At 66.6% G+C, this 22,734-nt stretch carries 16 protein-coding genes and 1 pseudogene; 5 read left to right on the plus strand and 12 right to left on the minus strand.

The genetic code is table 11. The annotated features are described in order from the left end of the window. Positions 1–7 precede the first annotated feature (7 nt). The 3 genes from rpfF to acnA all read right to left on the minus strand — a co-directional run bounded on the left by rpfF (position 8) and on the right by acnA (position 6,308). Positions 8–877 carry a diffusible signal factor synthase RpfF gene (gene rpfF, locus AC1DCJ_RS12225; protein WP_313247053.1) on the minus strand — a complete coding sequence of 290 codons (870 nt, stop codon included), beginning with the start codon at positions 875–877 and terminating at the stop codon, positions 8–10. Between the two features lie 736 nt (positions 878–1,613). Then, positions 1,614–3,290, minus strand: a complete 1,677-nt coding sequence (locus tag AC1DCJ_RS12230; RefSeq protein WP_478071074.1) for a long-chain fatty acid--CoA ligase — start codon at positions 3,288–3,290, stop codon at positions 1,614–1,616. A 261-nt stretch (positions 3,291–3,551) separates the two neighbouring features. Continuing rightward, the gene (acnA, locus tag AC1DCJ_RS12235; RefSeq protein WP_478071075.1) at positions 3,552–6,308 is read right to left on the minus strand and encodes an aconitate hydratase AcnA; all 2,757 of its coding nucleotides are present in this window, start codon (positions 6,306–6,308) and stop codon (positions 3,552–3,554) included. 287 nt (positions 6,309–6,595) lie between these two features. On the opposite strand from acnA, the gene AC1DCJ_RS12240 reads away from it, so the two are divergent. The 3 genes from AC1DCJ_RS12240 to acnB all read left to right on the plus strand — a co-directional run bounded on the left by AC1DCJ_RS12240 (position 6,596) and on the right by acnB (position 9,873). Next, positions 6,596–6,820, plus strand: a complete 225-nt coding sequence (locus tag AC1DCJ_RS12240) for an AbrB/MazE/SpoVT family DNA-binding domain-containing protein (protein ID WP_038688544.1) — start codon at positions 6,596–6,598, stop codon at positions 6,818–6,820. 7 nt (positions 6,821–6,827) lie between these two features. Further along, positions 6,828–7,226 (plus strand): type II toxin-antitoxin system VapC family toxin, encoded by a 399-nt coding sequence (locus AC1DCJ_RS12245; RefSeq protein WP_038688541.1) that lies wholly within the window; start codon positions 6,828–6,830, stop codon positions 7,224–7,226. Positions 7,227–7,287: 61 nt separating this feature from the next. Beyond that, a complete protein-coding gene (acnB, locus tag AC1DCJ_RS12250) occupies positions 7,288–9,873 on the plus strand; it encodes a bifunctional aconitate hydratase 2/2-methylisocitrate dehydratase (protein WP_478071076.1) in 2,586 nt (861 codons plus the stop codon). A 215-nt stretch (positions 9,874–10,088) separates the two neighbouring features. Here acnB and AC1DCJ_RS12255 read toward each other — a convergent pair whose 3' ends face one another. The 8 genes and pseudogenes from AC1DCJ_RS12255 to AC1DCJ_RS12290 form a co-directional block, all read right to left on the minus strand. Beyond that, the gene (locus AC1DCJ_RS12255) at positions 10,089–11,159 is read right to left on the minus strand and encodes a protein-glutamate methylesterase/protein-glutamine glutaminase (RefSeq protein ID WP_137189405.1); all 1,071 of its coding nucleotides are present in this window, start codon (positions 11,157–11,159) and stop codon (positions 10,089–10,091) included. Next, positions 11,156–11,752: a chemoreceptor glutamine deamidase CheD gene (gene cheD / locus AC1DCJ_RS12260; RefSeq protein WP_038688535.1), complete on the minus strand. Its 597-nt coding sequence runs from the start codon at positions 11,750–11,752 to the stop codon at positions 11,156–11,158. The genes AC1DCJ_RS12255 and cheD overlap by 4 nt, the downstream gene beginning before the upstream one ends. Next, complete coding sequence (locus AC1DCJ_RS12265) at positions 11,749–12,612, minus strand: CheR family methyltransferase (protein WP_038688533.1); 864 nt, start codon at positions 12,610–12,612, stop codon at positions 11,749–11,751. The genes cheD and AC1DCJ_RS12265 overlap by 4 nt, the downstream gene beginning before the upstream one ends. Before the next feature lie 54 nt (positions 12,613–12,666). Next, the gene (locus AC1DCJ_RS12270; protein ID WP_137189406.1) at positions 12,667–14,937 is read right to left on the minus strand and encodes a methyl-accepting chemotaxis protein; all 2,271 of its coding nucleotides are present in this window, start codon (positions 14,935–14,937) and stop codon (positions 12,667–12,669) included. A gap of 552 nt (positions 14,938–15,489) precedes the next feature. Then, positions 15,490–17,859 (minus strand): methyl-accepting chemotaxis protein, encoded by a 2,370-nt coding sequence (locus tag AC1DCJ_RS12275; RefSeq protein ID WP_478071077.1) that lies wholly within the window; start codon positions 17,857–17,859, stop codon positions 15,490–15,492. A gap of 96 nt (positions 17,860–17,955) precedes the next feature. Further along, positions 17,956–18,339, minus strand: a complete 384-nt coding sequence (locus AC1DCJ_RS12280; protein WP_128095882.1) for a hypothetical protein — start codon at positions 18,337–18,339, stop codon at positions 17,956–17,958. Positions 18,340–18,490: 151 nt separating this feature from the next. Then, positions 18,491–18,982: a chemotaxis protein CheW gene (locus AC1DCJ_RS12285; protein ID WP_038688527.1), complete on the minus strand. Its 492-nt coding sequence runs from the start codon at positions 18,980–18,982 to the stop codon at positions 18,491–18,493. Between the two features lie 274 nt (positions 18,983–19,256). After that, a pseudogene (locus tag AC1DCJ_RS12290) lies at positions 19,257–20,063 on the minus strand (IS110 family RNA-guided transposase); the annotation flags it as partial. A gap of 651 nt (positions 20,064–20,714) precedes the next feature. Between AC1DCJ_RS12290 and AC1DCJ_RS12295 the strand changes: the two are divergent. Beyond that, positions 20,715–21,365 carry an SCO family protein gene (locus AC1DCJ_RS12295; protein WP_137191730.1) on the plus strand — a complete coding sequence of 217 codons (651 nt, stop codon included), beginning with the start codon at positions 20,715–20,717 and terminating at the stop codon, positions 21,363–21,365. Beyond that, the gene (asd, locus tag AC1DCJ_RS12300) at positions 21,362–22,204 is read left to right on the plus strand and encodes an archaetidylserine decarboxylase (RefSeq protein ID WP_478071078.1); all 843 of its coding nucleotides are present in this window, start codon (positions 21,362–21,364) and stop codon (positions 22,202–22,204) included. The genes AC1DCJ_RS12295 and asd overlap by 4 nt, the downstream gene beginning before the upstream one ends. 136 nt (positions 22,205–22,340) lie before the next feature. Here the strand turns inward: asd and AC1DCJ_RS12305 are convergent, their stop codons facing one another. Beyond that, a complete protein-coding gene (locus AC1DCJ_RS12305; protein WP_137191732.1) occupies positions 22,341–22,682 on the minus strand; it encodes a ribonuclease E inhibitor RraB in 342 nt (113 codons plus the stop codon). Between the last annotated feature and the right edge of the window lie 52 nt (positions 22,683–22,734).

Consider the following 22,734-nt stretch of genomic DNA (forward strand, 5'->3'; position numbering starts at 1 on the left):
GCCAGGCTCAGCCGGCATCAGCGTTGCGCCGGCCCTGTGCCCGCACCAGCCGGTCCATGGTGCGCAGCGACTTTTCGCCCAGCTGCATGGCCGTGTCCACCCAGATCTCGGTGATCCGCATCATTTCGTGCAGCGGCACCATGCTGGACACTTCCGACACTTCGCGCATGGCCGCCCAGGCGTGCGGAATGCGCTTGCTGTCCTTGATCACCCGCTCGACCGCGGCCACGCCTTCGCCCACCGGCACCACCACGTCCACCAGGCCCATCTCGTGCAGTTGGCGGGCGGTGTAGAGGTTGCCTTCCAGCATGATCTTCTCGGCCAGGCGCGGGCTGATCCGCTGGCACATGAAGGAGTAGGCGCCCATGCCCGGGAACAGGTCGAACAGGACCTCGGGCAGGCCCATCAGCACGCCTTCCTCGGCCACGATGGTGTGGCAGCTCAGTGCGGCCTCGAAGCCGCCGCCAAGTGCATTGCCCTGCACCAGCGCGATGCTGTGCGCGCGCACGCCCAGGCCGGCGTGGAACGCATGCACGCCACGCACGCAGCGCTGGGCGTAGTCGAGCAGGCGCGGGCGGTCGCCCTCGCGGATCAGGCGGCAGAACAGTTCCAGGTCGCCGCCCAGGTTGAACACGTCGCTGTCCGACGCCAGCACCACGTGCGGGGACAAGGCGTGGGAGATGCTCAGGCGTTCGCCGAGTTCGCGCTGGTAGCCCACGATATCGTCCACCAGCCGCGAGGCGAAGCAGGGGCGACCGGGCTGGTCGACCAGGTTGGCGTGCATGTGGATCCAGTACACGTCACGGTGCGCTTCTTCGGTGATGCGCAGGGTCGGGTGCAGCTGCGGGCGGGGGGCAAAGGGATGGACTGCAGACATGGGAGTTCTCCGTAAGACCGTCCGGCCGACCGCATTGCGGACGGAGAATGAAGGGGGCGAGCAGAACGTGCGGCGGCGAGTGATTCTATGCGCGCGGTGTGAACCGCCTGCAAGCGGGGCTGGTACCGCCCGGCCGCCGCGCCGTCCCGGGCAGCACCCGGCACGGCCCGCCTTGGCAAGGGGAGGCCGGCAAACCCCTGCGGGGCGGGGCATCCTGCGGCGCGCGGGGGCTGGCACAGGGCCTGGCGCTACGTTTCGGAATGTGATGAATATGGAGGGTGGGGGCTGCGTACCGGTACCGGTGGCCGGCGAGGGCGCGCCGATGTGGCCCGGGGGCCATGGCGCACTTCGGCAGCGGTCATGCGTTCGCCGCGACGATTTGCGGCATCGGCAGTCGTTTGGGAACCGACCCTACCACTCCGGCCATCCTGGCGGCCTGACGGGGTCGCTGGTAGGGTCGCTCCCCAGACGACCGCACGCAGTGTGTCCCGGCCGATGGTGGGCATGACGTTGGCCGGAGCCGCCGCTGTGCAAGGATGCGACGCGGATGCGTTCTTCGGCAACGGCCATGCATTCGCCGCGACGATCTGCTGCATCGGCAGTCGTTTGGGAACCGACCCTACCAGTACCACTGCCATTGACGGCGGCATGCCGTCCTTTCGACCACAGGCGCGCCAATCAAAAACCCCCGCCGTTGCCGGCAGGGGTTCTGTTCGTCATCGCTGTCCGCACATCCTTACGGGGCAGGCGTATCGCGCAGTTCGCGGCGCAGGATCTTGCCGACGTTGGTCTTCGGCAGTTCCTTGCGGAATTCCACGATCCGGGGGTGCTTGTACCCGGTCAGGTTGGCCCGGGCGTGTTCCTTGACCATCTCGGCGGTCAGGTTCGGGTCCTTCTTGACGATGACCACCTTGACCACTTCGCCGGACTTCTCGTCGGGTACGCCGACCGCGGCCACTTCGAGCACGCCCGGCATCATCGCGATGACGTCTTCGACCTCGTTGGGGTACACGTTGAAGCCGGACACCAGGATCATGTCCTTCTTGCGGTCGACGATGTAGAAGAAGCCGTGCTCGTCCATCCGCGCCATGTCGCCGGTGTGCAGCCAACCGTCGGCGTCGATGGCCTGGGCGGTTTCTTCCGGACGCTGCCAGTAGCCCTTCATCACCTGCGGGCCCTTGATGCACAGCTCGCCCACTTCGCCCGGGGTCAGCGTCTTGCCGTTGTCATCCTTGACGCACGCATCGGTGGACGGGATCGGCAGGCCGATCGCGCCGTTGTACTCGGCCAGGTTGAGCGGATTGATGCAGGCGGCCGGCGAGGTTTCGGTCAGGCCATAGGCTTCAACCAGGGTCACGCCGGTGGCCTTCTTCCAGCGCTCGGCGACCGCGCGCTGCACGGCCATCCCGCCGCCCAGGGTGAACTTCACGGTGGAGAAGTCGATCTCGTCGAAACCGGGCGTGTTGAGCAGGCCGTTGAACAGCGTGTTGACGCCGGTGATGGCAGTGAAGCGGGTGGCCTTGAGCTCCTTGACGAAGCCCTTCATGTCGCGCGGGTTGGTGATCAGGTGGTTGCAGCCACCGAACTTCATGAAGACCAGGCCGTTCGCCGTCAATGCGAAGATGTGATACAGCGGCAGGGCGGTGATGATCACTTCCTTGCCCGGCTCGATGCCCGACGTGGACAGCCACGCCGAGGCTTGCTGCATGTTGGCGATCAGGTTGCGGTTGGTGAGCATGGCGCCCTTGGCCACGCCCGTGGTGCCGCCCGTGTACTGCAGGAAGGCCACATCCTCATGGTCGATCTCGACCTTGGGCAGGGTGTGGCGGCTGCCCAGCTTGAGTGCCTGGTTGAAGCGCACCGCGCCGCGGATGCTGTAGTTGGGCACCATCTTCTTGATGTACTTCAACACGAAGTTCACCAGCAGGCCCTTGGCACCGAGCATGTCGCCCAGGCCGGTGGTGATGACCTGCTTGATCGGGGTGTCGGCAAGGACCTGCTGGACGGTGTCGCCGAAGTTGTCGACCACGACCAGCACCGCAGCGCCGGAATCCACCAGCTGGTGCTTGAGCTCGCGCGCGGTGTACAGCGGGTTGACGTTGACCACGGTGAGGCCGGCGCGCAGCACGCCGAAGGTGGCCACCGGGTACTGCAGGCAGTTGGGCATCATCAGGGCGACGCGATCGCCCTTTTTCAGCTGCAGCTCGCCGAGCAGGTAGGCAGCGAACTGCTCGACCAGCGCGTCGGTTTCACCATAGGTGAGCTGCTTGCCGAAACTGGAGTAGGCGGGACGGTCGCGGTACTTGGCCACCGAGGTATCGAACACGGCAGAGACCGAAGCGAACTCGTTGACGTCGATCTCGGCAGGTACGCCGTTGGGATAGCTCTGCAGCCAGGGACGTTCCAGACTCATATTCCCCCTCCAGGAATCGTTGATGAAAGTGTGTGCTGGCCCTGAGTATCCGCCAGTTCACGTCCGGGCAGCATACCGGGCCGGATGGAAAAGGCGAAGGGGGCGTGAAGGGGGCGGCGATCTGCCGCGGTAGTGACAGCCGCATGCGGCCACCGACCGGTGGGCCACGACCGTGGTGGGCCACGACCCCGGTGGGCCACGACCGTTGGTCGTGGCGCTTTCATGGCAGCCCCGACCAACGGTCGGGGCCTACCGGTGGGGTCAGCCCTTGGCTGCCAGCTGGCGCAGCACGTACTGCAGCAAACCGCCGTGCTTGAAGTACTCCACTTCCTTCGGCGTGAGCAGCATCACGTGCACCTCGAAGGTCTTGCGGGTGCCATCGGCCTTGGTGGCCGTTACCGTGGCCGTCTTGCTGGCGCCATCGTTCAAGCCGGTGATGTCGATGGTTTCCGAACCGTCCAGGCCCAGGCTCTGCGCGTTCTCGCCGGCCTTGAACTGCAGCGGCAGCACGCCCATGCCCACCAGGTTGGAGCGGTGGATGCGCTCGAAGCTCTCGGTGATCACGGCCTTGACGCCCAGCAGGTTGGTGCCCTTGGCCGCCCAGTCACGCGACGAGCCGGTGCCGTATTCCTTGCCGGCGAACACCACCAGCGGCACGCCGTCGGACTTGTACTTCATGGCCGCGTCGTAGATCGCCAGCTTCTGCGGCTCGCCACCGCCGGCGGGGAAGTACAGCGTGTTGCCGCCTTCCTCGCCGCCGAACATCAGGTTCTTGATGCGGATGTTGGCGAACGTACCGCGGACCATGACGTCATCGTTGCCGCGGCGGCTGCCGTAGCTGTTGAAGTCGGCCGGCTGCACGCCGCGCTCCTGCAGGAAGCGGCCCGCCGGCGAGTCTTTCTTGATGTTGCCGGCCGGGGAGATGTGGTCGGTGGTGATCGAATCCCCGAACAGGCCCATCACCCGCGCGCCGTGCACGTCGTCGACGTGACCGACCTGCATGGTCATGCCGTCGAAGTAGGGCGGGTTCTTGATGTAGGTCGATGCGCCGTCCCATTCGTACAGGTCGCCGTCCGGCGAGGCGATGGTGTTCCAGCGGGTGTCGCCCTTGAACACATCGGCGTAGTTCTGCTTGAACATCTCCGGCCCGATGGTCGCGGCGATCACGTCGCCGATTTCCTTGTTGCTCGGCCAGATGTCGCGCAGGTACACCGGGTTGCCGTCGCGGTCATTGCCCAGCGGCTCGGTGGTGAGGTCGATGTCGGTGGTACCGGCAATCGCATAGGCCACCACCAGCGGCGGGCTGGCCAGGTAGTTCATTTTGACTTCCGGGTGCACGCGGCCTTCGAAGTTGCGGTTGCCCGACAACACCGAGGTCACCACCAAGTCGCCGGCGGCGATGCCGGCGCTCACTTCGGCCGGCAGCGGGCCCGAATTGCCGATGCAGGTGGTGCAGCCATAGCCGACCACGTAGAAGCCGATCTTCTCCAGCTCGGTAAGCACGCCGGCCTTTTCAAGGTAATCGGTGACCACGCGCGAGCCTGGGCCAAGCGAGGTCTTCACCCACGGCTTGCGGTCCAGGCCCTTGGCGGCCGCGTTGCGCGCGAGCAGGCCCGCACCGATCATCACCGCCGGGTTGGAGGTGTTGGTGCACGAGGTGATCGCGGCGATCACCACCGCGCCGTCCTTCAGGCGGAAGCGCGTGCCGTCCAGTTCCACATCGCTGTAGCCCTTGGCCAGCTGTTCGTTGCCCACCGCCGCGCCGCCGCCTTCGTTGACGAAGTTGGAGACATCCTCGGTGCGCTTGTCGCGGTTGGTGGTCAGCCCGACCAGGCTGTCGCGGTAGTTCTGCTTGACGTCTTCGAGCAGCACGCGGTCCTGCGGCCGCTTGGGGCCGGCCAGCGACGGCTTCACCGTGCCCATGTCCAGTTCCAGCGTGGCGCTGTAGCTGGCGTGCGCGGTCTGCGCGTCGTGCCACAGGCCCTGCGCCTTGGCGTAGGCCTCGACCAGCGCGATCTGTTCTTCGCTGCGGCCGGACAGGCGCAGGTAGTTCAGCGATTCTTCGTCGATCGGGAAGATGCCGCAGGTGGCGCCGTATTCCGGGGCCATGTTGCCGATCGTGGCGCGGTCGGCCAGCGGCAGGTGCTGCAGGCCTTCGCCGAAGAACTCGACGAACTTGCCGACCACGCCGTGCTTGCGCAGCTGCTGGGTGACGGTGAGCACCAGGTCGGTGGCGGTGGCGCCCTCGGGCAGCTTGCCGGTGAGCTTGAAGCCCACCACCTGCGGGATCAGCATCGAGGACGGCTGGCCGAGCATGGCCGCCTCGGCTTCGATGCCGCCCACGCCCCAGCCGAGCACGCCGATGCCATTGATCATGGTGGTGTGGCTGTCGGTCCCGAACACGGTGTCCGGGTACGCCACCGGCGTGCCGTCCTTGTCGGCGGTCATCACCACGCGGGCCAGGTTCTCCAGGTTCACCTGGTGGACGATGCCGGTGTTGGGCGGCACCACCTTGAAGTTGTCGAACGCCTTCTGGCCCCAGCGCAGGAAGCCGTAACGCTCCATGTTGCGCTGGAATTCGATCTTGCCGTTGAGGTCCAGCGCGTCGGGCGTGCCGAACACGTCCACCTGCACCGAATGGTCGATCACCAGTTCCGAGGGGATCTGCGGATTGATCTGTTCCGGGCGGCCGCCCAGCTTGACCACCGCATCGCGCATCGCGGCCAGGTCGACCACGCAGGGCACGCCGGTGAAATCCTGCAGCACCACGCGCGCAGGCATGAAGGCGATTTCGATGTCCGGCTCGGCGGTCGGGTTCCAGCGGGCCACTGCCTCGATGTGGTCGCGACCGACCGTGGCGCCACCATCCTCGTGCCGGAGCAGGTTCTCCAGCAGGATTTTCATGGAGTAGGGCAGGCGGGAGATGTCGAACTGCTGTCCGAGCTTGGGCAGGCTGAAGTAGTCGTAGGTCGTGCCGCCGACGTCCAGCTGGCTGCGGGTGGAGAACGAATCGCTCATGCGGGGTGACTCCTCTTGCGGATGGCTTGCGTTGGCCCGCCCGAGGCAGGCCTGCTTGCGTTCGCCGTTGGCCCATAGGCCCGGTGACCGTTCCGAGTATGAACGATTCAGCCGGCCTTCGGCCTGCGGCATCGGGTCTCAGGGTACATAGAGATATGTATCGCTGATGTCATGGGGACCTGCGTATCCTTTGGCCGGCAAGGCCGGAATGGGGCGTGGCGCGTCCTCGGGTAGAAGTATGCCCCCGGAAGTATGTATAATTTGTGCATACTTTGGAGGGCCTACCGATGGAAGCCACCGTTGCAGAACGCGGACAGATCACCTTGCCCAAGGCGGTCCGCGATGCGCTCGGCCTGACCAAGGGCACCCAGCTGAAAGTGGAACTGGACGGCAGCCGGATCATCCTGCGCAAGAGCGTGGACGACGCGATTTCGCGCGCACGCGGCAAGTTCGCCCTGGATGGCTTCGATTCGGCCCAGGCCGCCGTCGACGCGGTCCGCGACGCCGAGTGAGCCGCGCATGATCGCCGTCGATTCCCCGGTCCTGATCGAGCTGCTCAGCAACGGCCCCCAGGCCGATGCCGTGGAAGCCTGCCTGCGCCAAAGCCTGGTCGGAGGGCGCGTGGTGATCTGCGGCGTCACCCTGGCCGAGATCTGCGCCTCGCTGCGCGGCGGCGCCGAGGTGCAGGGCGCGCTGGAAGAAATGGGCATCCATTTCAGCCCGCTGGAAGCCAAGTCCGCGTTGCGCGCCGGCGAGATGCACCGCCGCCACCGCCAGCGCGGCACCAGCAGGCGCGGGCTGGACGATTTCATGGTCGGGTCGCACGCGCTGCTGCAGTGCGATGGCCTGATCACCTGGAACGATACGTTTTACCGCGACTACTTCAAGGGCCTGAAGCTGATCGTGCCGCACGCTTGAGCCCACTTATTCCACCGCTGTATTCAATCGCAGTCTTTTCAAAGAAATCCCGGGAGTTGTCATGTTGGAAGCCTACCGCCACCACGTAGCCGAGCGCGCCGCGCTTGGCATCCCGCCGCTGCCGCTGAACGCCCAGCAGACGGCCGACGTCATCGAACTGCTGAAGAACCCGCCCGCCGGCGAAGCCGAGTTCCTGCTGGAACTGCTGACCCACCGCGTGCCGGCCGGCGTCGATGACGCCGCCAAGGTCAAGGCCTCGTACCTGGCCGCGATTGCCCTGGGCAGCGAAGTCAATGCGCTGATCAGCCGCGAGCGCGCCACCGAACTGCTGGGCACCATGCTCGGCGGTTACAACGTCGCCCCGCTGGTGCAGCTGCTGGATGACGCCGTGGTCGGCGCCATCGCCGCCGATGCGCTGAAGAAGACCCTGCTGGTCTTCGACGCCTTCCACGACGTGCAGGAAAAGGCCAAGGCCGGCAATGCGAACGCCCAGGGCGTGCTGCAGAGCTGGGCCGATGCGGAGTGGTTCACCAGCCGCCCGCAGGTGCCCGAAAGCCTGACCATCACCGTGCTCAAGGTGACCGGCGAAACCAACACCGACGACCTGTCGCCGGCCCCGGACGCCACCACCCGCCCGGACATCCCGCTGCACGCCCTGGCGATGCTGAAGAACAAGCGCGATGGCATCGAGCCGGAAGAAGACGGCAAGCGCGGCCCGGTCAAGTTCCTGGAATCTCTGAAGGACAAGGGCCACCTGGTGGCCTACGTGGGCGACGTGGTCGGTACCGGTTCGAGCCGCAAGTCGGCCACCAACTCGGTGCTGTGGTTCACCGGCGAAGATATTCCGTTCATCCCGAACAAGCGCTTCGGCGGCGTGTGCCTGGGTTCCAAGATCGCTCCGATCTTCTACAACACCATGGAAGATGCCGGCGCGCTGCCGATCGAACTCGACGTGTCGCAGATGAACATGGGCGATGTGATCGAGCTGCGCCCGTACGACGGCAAGGCCCTGAAGGACGGCGCGGTGATCGCCGAGTTCAAGGTCAAGTCCGACGTGCTGTTCGACGAAGTGCGCGCCGGTGGCCGCATTCCGCTGATCATCGGCCGCGGCCTGACCGCCAAGGCGCGCGAAGCGCTGGGCCTGGCCCCGACCGATCTGTTCCGCCTGCCGATGGACCCGCCGGATACCGGCAAGGGCTTCTCGCTGGCGCAGAAGATGGTCGGCCGCGCCTGTGGCCTGCCGGAAGGCCAGGGCATGCGCCCGGGCACCTACTGCGAACCGAAGATGACCTCGGTGGGCTCGCAGGACACCACCGGCCCGATGACCCGTGACGAACTGAAGGACCTGGCCTGCCTGGGCTTCTCGGCCGACCTGGTGATGCAGTCGTTCTGCCACACCGCCGCGTACCCGAAGCCGGTGGACGTCAAGACCCACCACACGCTGCCGGAGTTCATCTCCACCCGTGGCGGCATCTCGCTGCGCCCGGGCGACGGCGTGATCCACAGCTGGCTCAACCGCATGCTGCTGCCCGACACCGTCGGCACTGGCGGCGACTCGCATACCCGTTTCCCGGTGGGCATTTCGTTCCCGGCCGGCTCGGGCCTGGTGGCCTTCGCGGCCGCCACCGGCGTGATGCCGCTGGACATGCCCGAATCGGTGCTGGTGCGCTTCAAGGGCACCATGCAGCCGGGCGTGACCCTGCGTGACCTGGTCAACGCGATCCCGCTGTACGCGATCAAGTCCGGTCTGCTGACCGTGGCCAAGGCCGGCAAGAAGAACATCTTCTCCGGTCGCATCCTGGAAATCGAAGGTCTGCCGGAGCTGAAGGTCGAGCAGGCGTTCGAACTGTCCGATGCCTCGGCCGAACGTTCGGCCGCCGGTTGCTCGGTGCACCTGAACAAGGAGCCGATCATCGAGTACCTCACCAGCAACATCACGCTGCTGAAGTGGATGATCGCCGAGGGTTACCAGGACGCCCGTTCGCTGGCGCGCCGCATCGAGAAGATGGAAGCCTGGCTGGCCAACCCGGAGCTGCTGGCCCCGGATGCCGACGCCGAATACGCCGCCGTCATCGAGATCGACCTGGCCGACATCGTTGAACCGATCGTGGCCTGCCCGAACGATCCGGACGACGTCAAGACGCTGTCGGACGTGGCCGGTGCGGCCATCGACGAAGTGTTCATCGGTTCGTGCATGACCAACATCGGTCACTTCCGTGCGGCGGCCAAGCTGCTGGAAGGCAAGCGCGACATCCCGACCAAGCTGTGGGTGGCCCCGCCGACCAAGATGGATGCCTCGGAGCTGACCAAGGAAGGCCATTACGGCACCTTCGGCACCGCCGGCGCACGCATGGAAATGCCGGGCTGCTCGCTGTGCATGGGCAACCAGGCACAGGTGCGTGAGGGTGCGACGGTGTTCTCGACCTCGACCCGCAACTTCCCGAACCGTCTGGGCCGCAACTCCAACGTGTACCTGGGGTCGGCCGAACTGGCCGCGATCTGCTCGCGTCTGGGTCGCATCCCGACCAAGGAAGAGTACATGGCCGACATCGGCGTGCTGGATGCCAGCAGCAAGGACATCTACCGCTACATGAACTTCGACCAGATCGAGGACTACCAGGACGTGGCCAAGACGGTTGCTGCCTGATGCGTTGCCGGCCGATGGCCGGCAACCGGTAGCCATCGACCGTTGGTCGATGGGCTGAAAACAAAAAACCCCCGGTGAACGCCGGGGGTTTTTCGTTGTGATGCGTAGATTCCGTAGCGCCGGGCTCTGCCCGGCTGCCGTTCGCGCGGACCCCCTCAGCCGGGCAGAGCCCGGCGCTACGTGATTCGGACAGCCGGGCAGAGCCCGGCTCTACGTTATGCGCGGGCCATGGCCATCAGTCGTTCGGCGATGCGTTCCAGCGGCACCATTTCTTCGGTGGCACCGAGCTTGTAGGCCGCGCCCGGCATGCCCCAGACCACGCTGGTGGCTTCGTCCTGCACCAGGGTGGAGGCGCCGGCGTTGCGCAGTTCCAGCAGGCCGCGGGCGCCGTCGTCGCCCATGCCGGTGAGGATCGCGCCGATGGCGTTGGCGCCGGCGCTTTCGGCCACCGAACGGAACAGCACGTCCACCGCCGGTTTGTGCCGGTTCACCGCCGGGCCGTCGTCGACGCGGCAGCGCCAGCGCGCACCGTCGCGGATGATGCGCAGGTGCTTGCCGCCGGGCGGCAGGTAGGCGTGGCCGGGCAGCACCGCTTCACCGTCGCTGGCTTCGCGCACGGACATCGCCGAATGGCGGTCCAGGCGTTCGGCGAACGGGGTGCTGAAGGTGGCGGGCAAGTGCTGGGTCATCACCACTGCCGGCGCGTCGGCCGGCATGCCTTCCAGCACCACGCGCAGCGCTTCAGTGCCACCGGCCGAGGCGCCGATGGCGATCAGGCGGTCGGTGGTGCGGAACTGGATCGCGCGCGGCGTGGCGGCCGGGGCCACCGCGTCCAGGGTGATGCGCGGGGCGCTGGGGCGGGCGAGGGTGCGCACGCGCGAGCGTGCGGCCATCTTGACCTTGCCGATGATCTCTTCGGCATAGGCCTGCAGCCCGCGGGCGACGTCGAATTTCGGCTTGGACACGAAATCCACCGCGCCCAGCGCGAGCGCCTGCAGGGTGGTATCGGCGCCACGCTCGGTCAGCGAGGAGATCATCACCACCGGCAGCGGGTGCAGCCGCATCAGGTTTTCCAGGAACGCCAGGCCGTCCATGCGCGGCATTTCGACGTCCAGGGTGATCACGTCCGGGGCCAGGCGCTTGATCTTCTCGCGCGCCAGCAACGGGTCGGCGGCGGTGCCGACCACCTCGATATCGCGGTCGCTGGCGAGGATTTCGCTGAGCATCTGCCGCACCACGGCGGAGTCGTCGACGATCAGCACGCGACAGGGGCCGGTCTGGGTCATTCGAACAGCTCCACGCCGCCGGTGACCGGGGCCTTGGACAGGCGGGCGCGCACGGCCGATTCGGTGGCGGCCACTTCGGCTTCGTGGGCGTGCGGCAGGCGCTGCACGACCACCCGGCCGGTGTCGGCGAAGAACCACACCTTGCGCGGATGGATGCCGCACAGGTCCTCGGCCAGCACCGGGATGTGCTCGGCCTGCAGGTACTGGCGCACGAACTCGGCGTTGCGCGTGCCCACCGGGTTGCTGGTGAAGCCCTTCAACACGTTGGCGCCGCCGAACACCTTGGCTTCCAGGCGCTTGCGGTGTGCGCCGCGCTTGAGCAGGTCGTTGATCAGCAGTTCCATGGCATAGCTGCCATAGCGGGCGGGCGCGCCGTCGCCGACGTTGCCTTCGGGCAGCAGGAAGTGGTTCATCCCGCCGATCTTCAGCACCGGGTCGCGCAGGCAGGCGGCCACGCATGAGCCGAGCGTGGTGGTCAGCGCGGTGTCGTCGTCCACCACCAGGTACTGGGTGGGCAACAGCTTGGCCGCCGTCACCTTGAAGCGGCTGTCGAAGTAGCGCATCACATCGTCGTTGCGGATCACGGCGTTCATACCGGGGCTCCGGGGGCGCGCTTGTACAGCGTGCGCCCGCACGGCTGGATCAGGTCGGCGGCGTGCAGGTAATTCTCCGAGTGGCCGGTGTAGAGCAGGCCGTCATCGCCCATGTGCTGGATCAGCCGCGACAGGATGCCGCGCTGGGTGGGCTTGTCGAAATAGATCATCACGTTGCGGCAGAACAGGGCATCGAACGGGCCGCCGACGTCGTAGCGGCTGCTGAGCAGGTTGAGCGGGCGGAAGTCGATCAGGTCGCGCAGGGCCGGGTTGACTCGGCAGCTGCCTTCGTTGGGGCCGCTGCCGCGCTGGAAATAGCGCTTCTTGATCGCCGGGTCCAGCCCGGACACCCGGTCGATGGCGTACACGCCGCGGCTGGCGGTGGCCAGGACCTGGGTGTCCACGTCGGTGGCCAGGATCCGCACCGGCGGCTTGAGCGTGCCGAAGGCTTCGCACGCGGTGATGGCCATGGAGTAGGGCTCCTCACCGGTGGAGGCCGCGCACGACCAAAGCTGCAGGGTGCCGTGGCCGGACCGCGCGCGCAGTTCGGTGTCGAGCTTTTCGAAGTGGTGCGGTTCGCGGAAGAACGCGGTGAGGTTGGTGGTCAGTGCGTTGGTGAACGCCTGCCATTCGTCGCCACCGTCGCGTTCGAGCTGGTCCAGGTAGTCGTGGAAGTTGCGCAGACCCAGCGCCCGCAGGCGCCGCGACAGGCGGCCGTAGACCATGTCGCGCTTGGCCGGTGCCAGCGAGATGCCGACACGCTGGTAGATCAGGTCGCAGACGCGGCGGAAATCACGATCGGCGAACTCGAATTCGCGGCCGTTCTGGGCGGTGGTGGCAGGGGCAGAAGGCGTGGACACGGGCGGACTCGAAGGAGGGTGGGGAGGCGGCGGCCGGGTGGCCGCCGCGAAGGCTCAGAACTCTTGCCAGTTGCCGTCGTCCGGCGTGGTGCGCGGCGCGCGCGGGGCAGGCGCGGCACGTACCGGGCTGGGCGCGGCCGGTCGGGCGGCAGGCCGGGCCGGACCCGGCACCGCCACGCGCGCGGTAACCGCGCTGACGGCGGCGGCCACGTGGTTGTCCAGGCGGAAGATGGCCACGGCGTCGGACAGCTGGCCGGCCTGTTCTTCCATCGCGCGCGCTGCAGCGGTGGCTTCTTCGACCAGTGCGGCGTTCTGCTGGGTGGTCTCGTCCATCTGCACCACGGTCTGGTTGACCTGGTCGATGCCGGCCGACTGTTCCTGCGAGGCGGCGGAGATCTCGGCCATGATGTCGGTCACGCGCTGCACCGAGGCGACGATCTCGCCCATGGTGGTGCCGGCCTTGCGCACCAGCGCCGAGCCGTCGGCCACGCTGGCCACCGAGTCGTCGATCAGGCCCTTGATCTCCTTGGCCGCACCGGCCGAGCGCTGGGCCAGGGTGCGCACTTCGGAGGCGACCACGGCGAAGCCGCGGCCCTGTTCGCCGGCACGCGCCGCTTCCACGGCTGCGTTCAGCGCCAGGATGTTGGTCTGGAAGGCGATGCCGTCGATGACCGAGATGATCTCGGCGATGCGCTTGGAGCTGGCTTCGATCGCGCTCATGGTGGTGACCACCTGGCCGACCACCTCGCCGCCCTGGCTGGCCACGCCGTGCGCGCCGATCGCCAGCTGGTTGGCCTGGCGGGCATGCTCGGCATTCTGGCGCACGGTGGAGGTCAGCTCCTCCATCGAGGCGGCGGTTTCTTCCAGGTTGGCCGCCTGCTGTTCGGTGCGGCGCGACAGGTCGCTGTTGCCGCTGGCGATCTCGCCGGCCGCCTGGTTGATGCTGCCGGCCGCGGTCTGGATCTGGCCGACGATCTGGGTCAGCTGGGACACGGTGGCGTTGGCATCGTCGCGCATGCTGGCAAACACGCCCTGGAAGTCGCCGTGCATGCGCACGGTGAGGTCGCCTTCGGCGATGCCCGAGAGCAGCTGCGAGAGCTTGCCCAGGTTGTCGTCGCTGACCTGCATCATCGCGTTGAGGTTGGCGATCATCAGGCGGAAGTCGTGGTCGAAGCCGGCGGTGTCGCCGCGCTGGCTGAAGTCGCCCGCCGCCGCCGCCGCGCCGAGGCGCTTGATCTCGGCATTGATGCTGGCCAGGTTCTGCTTGACCGAATCGACGGTGTCGGTGATGGCCGCCTTCTCACCGGGGTAGCGCGCGATCTCGGCGGACAGGTCGCCCACCGCGTAGCGCTGCACCACCTGCAGGACGTTCTGCATGGTCTGCACGTGCGCGCCGACCAGGGTGTTGGTTTCGTGCACCATCAGCCCGTACTCGCCGGGGAAGGCGCTTTCGTCCATGCGGAAGCTGGTCTGGCCAGCGTCATGGCGGGTGGCCATGTCGCGCTGACCGCTGATCACCGCGTGCAGCTGCTGCTGCATGCGCGCCATGCTTTCCAGCAGGCGGCCCGGTTCGTCGTGGGCCTGGGCGCCGATGCGGCTGTCGAGCTTGCCGGCGGCGATGCTCTCGGCGACCTGGGTGGCCTGGCGCAGCGGCAGGGTGATGCGGTTGCCGATCAGCCAGCTCAGGGCCAGCACGATCAGCACCACGGCGCCGCCGCTGGCGGTCATGATGGCGGTGAACACCAGCGCCTGGCGCTGCACGTCTTCCATGTACACGCCGCTGCTGATGACCCACTGCCACGGCTTGTACAGGCCGGCATAGGAGGACTTGTCGTACAGGCCTTCGGCACCGGCCTTGGCCCACTTGTAGGAGACCACGCCGCCGCCCTGGCGGGCGACCTGCACCAGGTCGTGGAACAGCTGCACGCCGTCTTCGGAGCGGAACGCCTGCATGTCCTTGCCGATCAGATCCTTGCGGAACGGATGCATGAGCACGCGGTACTGGGTGTCGTAGACGCTGTAGTAGTAGGCGTCGCTGTCGGCGCGCATGCGCGCGAGCGCTTCCAGTGCGGCAGCCTTGGCGGCCGGTTCGGTCAGCTCGCCGGTTTCGGCCAGGCGATGGTAGTGGTCCAGGATGCCGTAGGTGAGCTCGACCTGGATCTTCAGGCTGTCCTTGCGGGTATCGGTGAGGTCCAGGTACTGCATGCGCGCGGCGATCACGGCCAGGGCGATGACGCCGACGGCGATCAACGCGGTGAGCAGGTTGAGCTTGCGCCTGACGGACAGGTTGGAGAAGTACTGGTTCCAGCGGCTGATCAGATTCATGGGCAGGGCATCTTTGGTCGACGAACGTGTCGCGGCAATGCTGTTATCGGCCAAAGGCAGCGGCTATTGAGGGTGGGTGACTGAGCGTATTCAGGTTGGGGTGGGGTCACCCCGTGGGTGGGTGCGGACCTTCTGGCGCTGCGTGCAGCCGACCAACGGTCGGCTCTACCGGTTGGGACCGTGTGCGGCCGACCAACGGTCGGCTCTACCGGCTGGGGCCTTGTGCAGCCGACCAACGGTCGGCTCTACCGGCTGGGGCCTTGTGCAGCCGACCAACGGTCGGCTCTACCGGTTGGGGCCGTGTGCGGCCGACCAACTGTCGGCTCTACCGGTTGGGGCCGCGTGCAGCTTACCAACGGTCAGCTCTACCGTCTGGGGTCGTGGGCAGCCGACCAACGGTCGGCTCTACCCCCCTGCGGGAGCTTGTGCAGCCACCCATGGGGTGGCTCCACCGGTGTTTACCGGTGGGCGCGGTCATGCGCCTTGCCAACAAAAAGGCCCCGATGGGTATCGGGGCCTTTTGTGATGCGGGATTACAGGCTGCTGGTGCGCTTAGAACTCCTGCCAGTCGCCGTCGGCCAGTTCGGTGGCGACCGGGCGGGCTGCTGCGCGGCGGACCGGGGCCGGGGCGGTGGCAACCGGGCGTGCGGCACGCGGGGCCGGGGTGGCCACGGCTGCCGGCGGCAGCACCACGTCATGCGCGTCGAGCTTGAAGATCGATACCGCGTCGCTGAGGTGGCCGGCCTGTTCTTCCATCGAACGGGCAGCGGCAGTGGCTTCTTCCACCAACGCGGCGTTCTGCTGGGTGGTTTCGTCCATCTGCACCACGGTCTGGTTGACCTGCTCGATGCCGGCCGACTGTTCCTGCGAGGCCGCGGAAATCTCGGCCATGATGTCGGTCACGCGCTGCACCGAGGCGACGATCTCGCCCATGGTCGCGCCGGCCTTGTGCACCAGCGCCGAGCCGTCGTTGACCTTGCCGACCGAGTCGTCGATGAGGCCCTTGATTTCCTTGGCCGCACCGGCCGAACGCTGGGCCAGGGTGCGCACTTCGGAGGCGACCACGGCGAAGCCGCGGCCCTGTTCGCCGGCACGCGCCGCTTCCACGGCTGCGTTCAGCGCCAGGATGTTGGTCTGGAAGGCGATGCCGTCGATGACCGAGATGATCTCGGCGATCTTCTTGGACGAGGTCTGGATCGCGCTCATGGTGGTCACCACCTGGCCGACCACATCACCGCCCTGGCTGGCCACGCTGTGCGCGCCGATGGCCAGCTGGTTGGCCTGGCGGGCATGCTCGGCGTTCTGGCGCACGGTGGAGGTCAGTTCCTCCATCGAGGCCGCGGTTTCTTCCAGGTTGGCGGCCTGCTGTTCGGTACGGCGCGACAGGTCGCTGTTGCCCGTGGCGATCTCGCTGGCCGCCGAGCTGATGGCCTGGCTGGAGTGCTTGATCTTGGTGACGATGCCGCTGAGCTGTTCGGCAGTGGCATTGGCGTCGTCGCGCATGGTGGCGAACACGCCCTGGAAATCACCGTGCATGCGCACCGTGAGATCACCCTGCGACAGCGCGGTGAGCAGGCCGGAGATCTGCTCGATGCTGGCCGCGTTGGCGTCCAGCAGGCCGTTGATCTGCTGGGCCAGCTGCAGGAAGAAGCCTTCCTTGCCCTCGGCACGGATGCGGCCGGACAGGTCGCCGGCGGCGGCCTGGGCAATCACGCGCGCCACTTCGGCTTCGACCAGCGCTTCCGGCGTACGGTCGCGCCATTCAACCACGTGGCCGACGCTCTCGCCTTCTTCGTTGCGGATGGTGGAGACCACCTGGGCAAACTGCGCGTCGCCGAACTGCATGGCGCGACGGGCCACGCCGTTGGCCTTGAGGTTGTTCAGCAGGGTGGCATCCATCTCGCCGCGGTGCTCGAGCACGGTCAGCGGACGGCCCACCAGAGAGGTGTTGGCATCGAAATCGGGCAGGTGCTTGCGCAGCTCGTCCTGGTACTGCGACAGGCTCTGCTCGAGTGCGCGGTTGGCGTACACGATGTTGAGCTGGTTGTCGGTCAGGTACACGCCGGTGGAGCTGTAATCCAGTGCGGTGCGGATGCGCAGGTTCTCGCGGGCGATGGCCTGGTCGGTTTCGGTGCGCTCGCGCAGGTCGCGCTGCATGCGCTGCATGGCCTGCATCAGGTCGCCGACTTCATCCTTGCGGCTGACGTCGATGTGGCCGTCCAGCTTGCCGCCGGCCACGTCATTGGCGACCGACACGGCGCCGCGCATGCTGCCAACCAGCGAGCGGGCGAACAGGTACACCAGCACCAGGCCGAGTGCGGCACCGCCGAGCAGGGCGATGATGGTCAGGGTGGCCGAGGCGGCATAGGTCGATTCGGCTTCCTCGCGCGAGGCGCGGGCCAGGCGGTTGTCTTCGGCGATCAGTGCTTCGAGCGCGGACGAGGCCTTCTGGTGCTTGGTACGGGTTTCGCCGACGAAGGTGTCCACGGCGTCATCGGGGAGATCCAGTTCCAGCATCTCGGTGACGGCATCGTAGGAGGCCAGCGAGTCTTTCCAATCCTTGGCGAAGGTGTCGAACAGCTTCTTCTGCTGGGGATTGTCGATCAATTCGGGGTATTTCTTGATGGACAGGTCGATCTTGCCGCGCAGGTCGGCGGCGCGCTTCTTGGCGTCGGCCTTGACGTCGTCGCTGGCGCGGATCAGGCCCTGGTAGGCCGAGTTGCGGTATTCGCCGACCATGCCGCGGATTTCACCGGCGGTGCGGATGCTCTCCATCCGGTGGCCGGCCAGTTCGGTGGTCACGTTGTTGAGCGAGTAAAGCCCGCGATACGCCACGATGCCCTGCAGCAGCATCACCAGCAGGAGGACGCCGAAAGTCAGCATCAACTTCGGCATCAGTTTGAGGTTGTTGATCCAGGGCATGGGCGGTGCGATCTCCAGTGGCAAACGCGTCCGGGCGTCGTGCCCGGTTGCAGCGACCACGCCGGCCAGTGCCGGCGTGGCATGGCGTACGGCGGATTACTTGATGTTGGCGAGCTTGAGGCCGGCCGGCGAGCTGACTTCGATTTCAGCACGCGATGCGTCACGGGCGATCTTGCCGATCACGCAGACGGTCTTGCCTTCCAGGGTTTCCAGCGGGAAGCTGAACTTGCCGCGGTTGGCGCCGGCGATGCGGGCCGAGAAGGTGTGGCGCGGGAACGCGCCGCCCATGTACAGGAAGGTCGGCTGGCCTTCGGAGCCTTCGGCGTAGCGGGCCTTTTCGACCTTGCCACAGACCATGCCGTCCTTGCCGACCGAGCGCGGCGCCATTTCCGGCGGGATCATCTCGGCCGACTGGGCGAAGGCGGACGAGGCAGAGGAGGCGAGGACGGCAACCGAGAACAGCGCAAGCAGGGACTTCATCGGGAAGAATCTCCGGGGGAAATTGGACGAGTTGGCCCGGCCTTGGGCAGCCCTACACAGCCGGGTCCTGAAGCAGCTATCGGCCGTCGCGCAGGGAACTGAAGAACTTTTTTCACATCCCGGTCGAATCGACCGGGATGGCGGGGCACGATCAGGCGGCGGCGTCTTCGACCTGGGCCGGCTGGCCCATGTCGGCGCTGTCGAGCAGGGTTTCGATATCCAGCAGGATCAGCATGCGATCGTCCTGGGTGCCGATGCCGGAGATGAAGCGGGTATCGACCGCGGCGCCGAACTCGGGGGTGGGGCGGATCTGGTCGGCGTTGAGCGGGATGACGTCGGAGACGCTGTCGACGACGATGCCGACGACGCGGTCTTCGACGTTGAGCACGATCATGACGGTGAAGGCGTCATACGTGGCCTTTTCCAGGCGCAGCTTGAGGCGCAGGTCGATGACCGGAACGATGGTGCCGCGGAGGTTGATGACACCCTTGATGTAATCGGGGGCATCGGGCACGCGGGTGACCGAGTCGTAGCCGCGGATTTCCTGGACCTTGAGGATGTCCACGCCGTAGTGCTCGGCGCCGAGGGTGAAGCTGAGATACTCGCCACCGCTGCTGGCGGCGTTGGGGTTGCTGTCGTTCATGGAAGGAATCCTGGGTCGGGCGTGGCGGTAAGGAAAAACCGGGCGTCACGCTCAATATCGGCCTGGAGTCGGGCGACTTTAGAGGAGGTGGTCTGTTGCGGCGGACAGCTATTCACTGCTGATGCGCGGCGGGCGGTGCCAGGCCCTGCCGGGACACGCCGCAAGTACGTCCGTGTAGCAACTGTGTTGCTGGAGGAGGCTTCGGCCCCTCCAGCAGACGGGCACGGTAGTGCCGGCCGCTGGCCGGCAGCCGTTGGAGATGTGCCCGGGCGCGCTTCAGGCGGGGATCGGTCCGCTTTGAGCGTCGCGCACGCGGGCGTTGCGACATGCCGGCCATGTAAAGCACCTGACGGATCTCGGCTCGACCGCCGTGGATGCTTCGTTTTCCACGCATCGTCCCGCTGTCGTGGGACATCGGCGCCACGCCCACCAAGCTGGCGATGGCCTTTCCACTGATATGGCCCAGYTCAGGCAGGTAGCTGGCCAGCACCGCCTGTACCACCGGCCCCACGCCCTTCATCGACTTCAGAACCGTGAGCTGGGGCTGTTGAGCGAGCTGCTCGGCAATCTGCTTTCCCAGGCGTTTAACCAGTGTCTTCAGGTGGGTGATGTTGGCCTGCAAAAGCCGGCGCAGTTCACGATCACCCACCATTTCCTGCTGCTGTCGCGCGACGGCCAAGGCCTGGATCATCTGTCGACGTGCCCGCACAAACTCCCGCAGTTTCTGCTGCCAAGGCTCCAACGGCTGATAGGCCGGCAGCTTCACCAGCGTGGCCATCTGTGCCAATGCATAGGCATCCAAGCGGTCGGTCTTGGCCCTCTGGCCTAGCCCCTGAGCAAGCTTCCGCGCCCGCAAGGCATTGGCCCGAACCACCGGATGACCGGCCTTGTGCAGAAAATCCAGCACAGGCTGTTCGTAGCCACCGGTGGCCTCCAGCACGATCTGGTTACTCGGGCGCTCCCTAAGCCAGAGGTCCAATTCAGCGAAACCGGAGGGGTCATTGCTGACCTGCAGGGTTTGGCCGTCGGAGGTTCCAACATCCAGCCGGCGCTTGCTTACATCAATCCCGATCCCGTTCATCGCCCGACTCCGTATAGTCTGGAAGGGTCGAGAGCTCCCCCGCTTGCCCAGTCTTATCGCTTCGAGTGACAGCTCCAGCAACTGTTCGGGCGGATCAAGGGAGATTCCGGCGTGGGCGCCAAGCTACACGGCGATCGTCGAGATCCAGGCTCACACGGCGGCCCACGCCGGCTCTCGACACCTAAACTGCCAGATTCCGATCAGATAAGGCTCCCTCCCCGCGCCTCACCCAAACCGCCCCACCATTGCCTTTGCATTTGCCCTGCCGTGCCATGACCTGCCCTGCTTTGCTTTGCCGTGCACTGCCTTGTCCCACTGGGCACCAGCCAACTGTCGAGCGTCGGCACGGGTGGGGTTGCGGGGCCCTGAGGCGCATGGATGCGCCGACGGAGCTTACAAGGACGTACTTGCAGCGTGCCCCGCAACCCCACCCGTGCCGGCGCCGCCTCCGATCGCTGCACACCAAGGCTTCGGCTCCGGCTCCGGCTCCGGCTCCGGCTTCGGCTCCGGCTTCGGCTCCGGCTTCGGCTCCGGCTTTTGCCTTCGCTTCAGACCTACGCTCTTCAAAGAATCACCCCAACAAACCCCAAAAGACCCAACAGCGTCGCCGCCGCCCCTATCATGGTGGCCCCTTCCGGGAACGGGCTTTCCATGTTCAATCGCAACGTCGGCATCATCCTGCTCATCGCCCTGGCCGCCGGCCTGGGCCTGGTCGCCGCGCAGAAAGTGTTCGCGCCCAAGCCGGCCAGCGACCGCCCCGCTACCGAATCCATCACCTTCTATCCCCAGCCCCGGCCCCTGCCTGACTTCAACCTCAGCCAGTCCGACGGCACCCGCCTCATTCCCGGCGAGCTCAAAGGCCACTGGACCCTCGTGTTCCTCGGCTTCACCTTCTGCCCCGACGTCTGCCCCACCACCCTGGCCGACCTCGCCCAGGCCCAGAAACAGTGGGAAGCCCAGCCCGACACCCTGCGCCCGCGCCTGGTGTTCATCTCCGTGGATCCCGAACGTGACACCCCGGCCCGCCTCGGCGAGTACGTGCACGCCTTCCACAAGGACACCCTGGCCGCCACCGCCGACGTCCCCTCGCTCGAACGCTTTGCCACCTCGCTCGGCTTCGTGTTCCAGAAAGTGCCCGGCAAACAGTTTGATGAGAATCCCGAGGATTACACCCTCGAACACTCGGCCAGCCTGGCCGTGCTGGACCCGGACGGCAAACTTGCCGGCCTGATCCGCCCCCCTTTCAATGCGCAGGCCATTGCCCGCGATCTGCAGACGCTGACCGAGAAAACCGCACCATGAGCCTGACCACCACGCTGAGCTACGTCCTGCCCCACCGCCTGCTGTCCTCGATGGCACGGCGCCTGGCGTACTCCAGCAACCCGCGGATCTCGCGCTGGCTGATCGACACCGTGACCGAGAAGTTTGGCGTCAACCTGGCCGAGGCCGCCAATCCCGACCCGCGCAGCTATGCCACCTTCAATCAGTTCTTCACCCGCGCACTCAAGCCCGGCGCCCGCGTGGCCGCGCCCGACCCGCGCACCCTGGTGATGCCCGCCGATGGCCGTATCAGCCAGCTCGGCGCCATCGAGGACGGCCGCATCTTCCAGGCCAAGGGACAGTCGTTCACCGCCGCCGAACTGCTCGGCGACGCCAAGGATGCCGAGGTGTTCCACCACGGTCTGTTCGCCACCGTGTACCTGTCGCCCAAGGACTACCACCGCGTGCACATGCCGTGGACCGGCACCCTGCGCGAAACCGTGCACGTGCCCGGCCGTCTGTTCAGCGTGGGCCCGGCTGCGGTCAACACCGTGCCCGGCCTGTTCGCCCGCAACGAACGCCTGGTCTGCCATTTCGATACCGACTTCGGTCCGATGGTGTCGGTGATGGTGGGCGCGATGCTGGTGTCCGGCGTGGAAACCGTGTGGGGCGGTGAAGAGATTCCGGCGTACGGCGACACGATCACCCGCAAGGACTACCGCGGCAAGGGGATCACGCTGGAGCGGTTCGCGGAGATGGCGCGCTTCAACTACGGCTCCACCGTGATCATCCTGCTGCCGCCGGGCGTGGCCGAGTTCGCTCCGCATCTGGATGCCGAGCATGCCGTGCAGTTGGGCCAGGCGCTGGCGACCTTGAAGTAACGATGGTGCCGGCCGCTGGCCGGCATTGCAGGCGGTACGGGGAGCCGGCCAGCGGCCGGCACTACCGGGGGCTCACGCCCATGAAAAAACGCCCCGGGAGACCGGGGCGTTTTTTGTAGGACGCGGTCCGCTGCGGTCAGATCTCGACCGGGCCGACGTCCATGCCGTCGTAGTCTTCCACGCCATTGGCTTCGGCCAGCGCCTGCAGCTCGTGGTTGCGGGCGTCCAGCGAGGCTTCGCTGTGCACTTCGGCGCGCTCCACGTGCAGCACGTGGTACGGCGCCTCGCCCTCTTCCAGGTCCGGCTCGAAGATCTCGACCAGGTTGTAGCCCATGCCGACCAGCTTCTCGCCCAGGCCGCTCAACGGCTCCGGGGTGGTGTTGACGAAGAAATAGCCCCACAGCATCGGGCCATTGAGGTCCCAATCGGTGTTTTCGCGGATGTTGGCGAACATCTCGTTGATTGCGGTGATATCCATCGTCTTGTCCTGTATGCGTGACCCGGTGGCCGAAAGGGAGTGGCCGCGGGCG

Source organism: Stenotrophomonas sp. 10N36 (genome assembly GCF_056395005.1).

Bases quoted from the DNA above. Each gene is read 5' to 3' on its own strand.
- rpfF (WP_313247053.1), bottom strand. From the start codon at position 877: ATGTCTGCAGTCCATCCCTTTGCCCCCCGCCCGCAGCTGCACCCGACC.
- AC1DCJ_RS12230 (WP_478071074.1), bottom strand. From the start codon at position 3,290: ATGAGTCTGGAACGTCCCTGGCTGCAGAGCTATCCCAACGGCGTACCT.
- acnA (WP_478071075.1), bottom strand. From the start codon at position 6,308: ATGAGCGATTCGTTCTCCACCCGCAGCCAGCTGGACGTCGGCGGCACG.
- AC1DCJ_RS12240 (WP_038688544.1), top strand. From the start codon at position 6,596: ATGGAAGCCACCGTTGCAGAACGCGGACAGATCACCTTGCCCAAGGCG.
- AC1DCJ_RS12245 (WP_038688541.1), top strand. From the start codon at position 6,828: ATGATCGCCGTCGATTCCCCGGTCCTGATCGAGCTGCTCAGCAACGGC.
- acnB (WP_478071076.1), top strand. From the start codon at position 7,288: ATGTTGGAAGCCTACCGCCACCACGTAGCCGAGCGCGCCGCGCTTGGC.
- AC1DCJ_RS12255 (WP_137189405.1), bottom strand. From the start codon at position 11,159: ATGACCCAGACCGGCCCCTGTCGCGTGCTGATCGTCGACGACTCCGCC.
- cheD (WP_038688535.1), bottom strand. From the start codon at position 11,752: ATGAACGCCGTGATCCGCAACGACGATGTGATGCGCTACTTCGACAGC.
- AC1DCJ_RS12270 (WP_137189406.1), bottom strand. From the start codon at position 14,937: ATGAATCTGATCAGCCGCTGGAACCAGTACTTCTCCAACCTGTCCGTC.
- AC1DCJ_RS12275 (WP_478071077.1), bottom strand. From the start codon at position 17,859: ATGCCCTGGATCAACAACCTCAAACTGATGCCGAAGTTGATGCTGACT.
- AC1DCJ_RS12280 (WP_128095882.1), bottom strand. From the start codon at position 18,339: ATGAAGTCCCTGCTTGCGCTGTTCTCGGTTGCCGTCCTCGCCTCCTCT.
- AC1DCJ_RS12285 (WP_038688527.1), bottom strand. From the start codon at position 18,982: ATGAACGACAGCAACCCCAACGCCGCCAGCAGCGGTGGCGAGTATCTC.
- AC1DCJ_RS12295 (WP_137191730.1), top strand. From the start codon at position 20,715: ATGTTCAATCGCAACGTCGGCATCATCCTGCTCATCGCCCTGGCCGCC.
- asd (WP_478071078.1), top strand. From the start codon at position 21,362: ATGAGCCTGACCACCACGCTGAGCTACGTCCTGCCCCACCGCCTGCTG.
- AC1DCJ_RS12305 (WP_137191732.1), bottom strand. From the start codon at position 22,682: ATGGATATCACCGCAATCAACGAGATGTTCGCCAACATCCGCGAAAAC.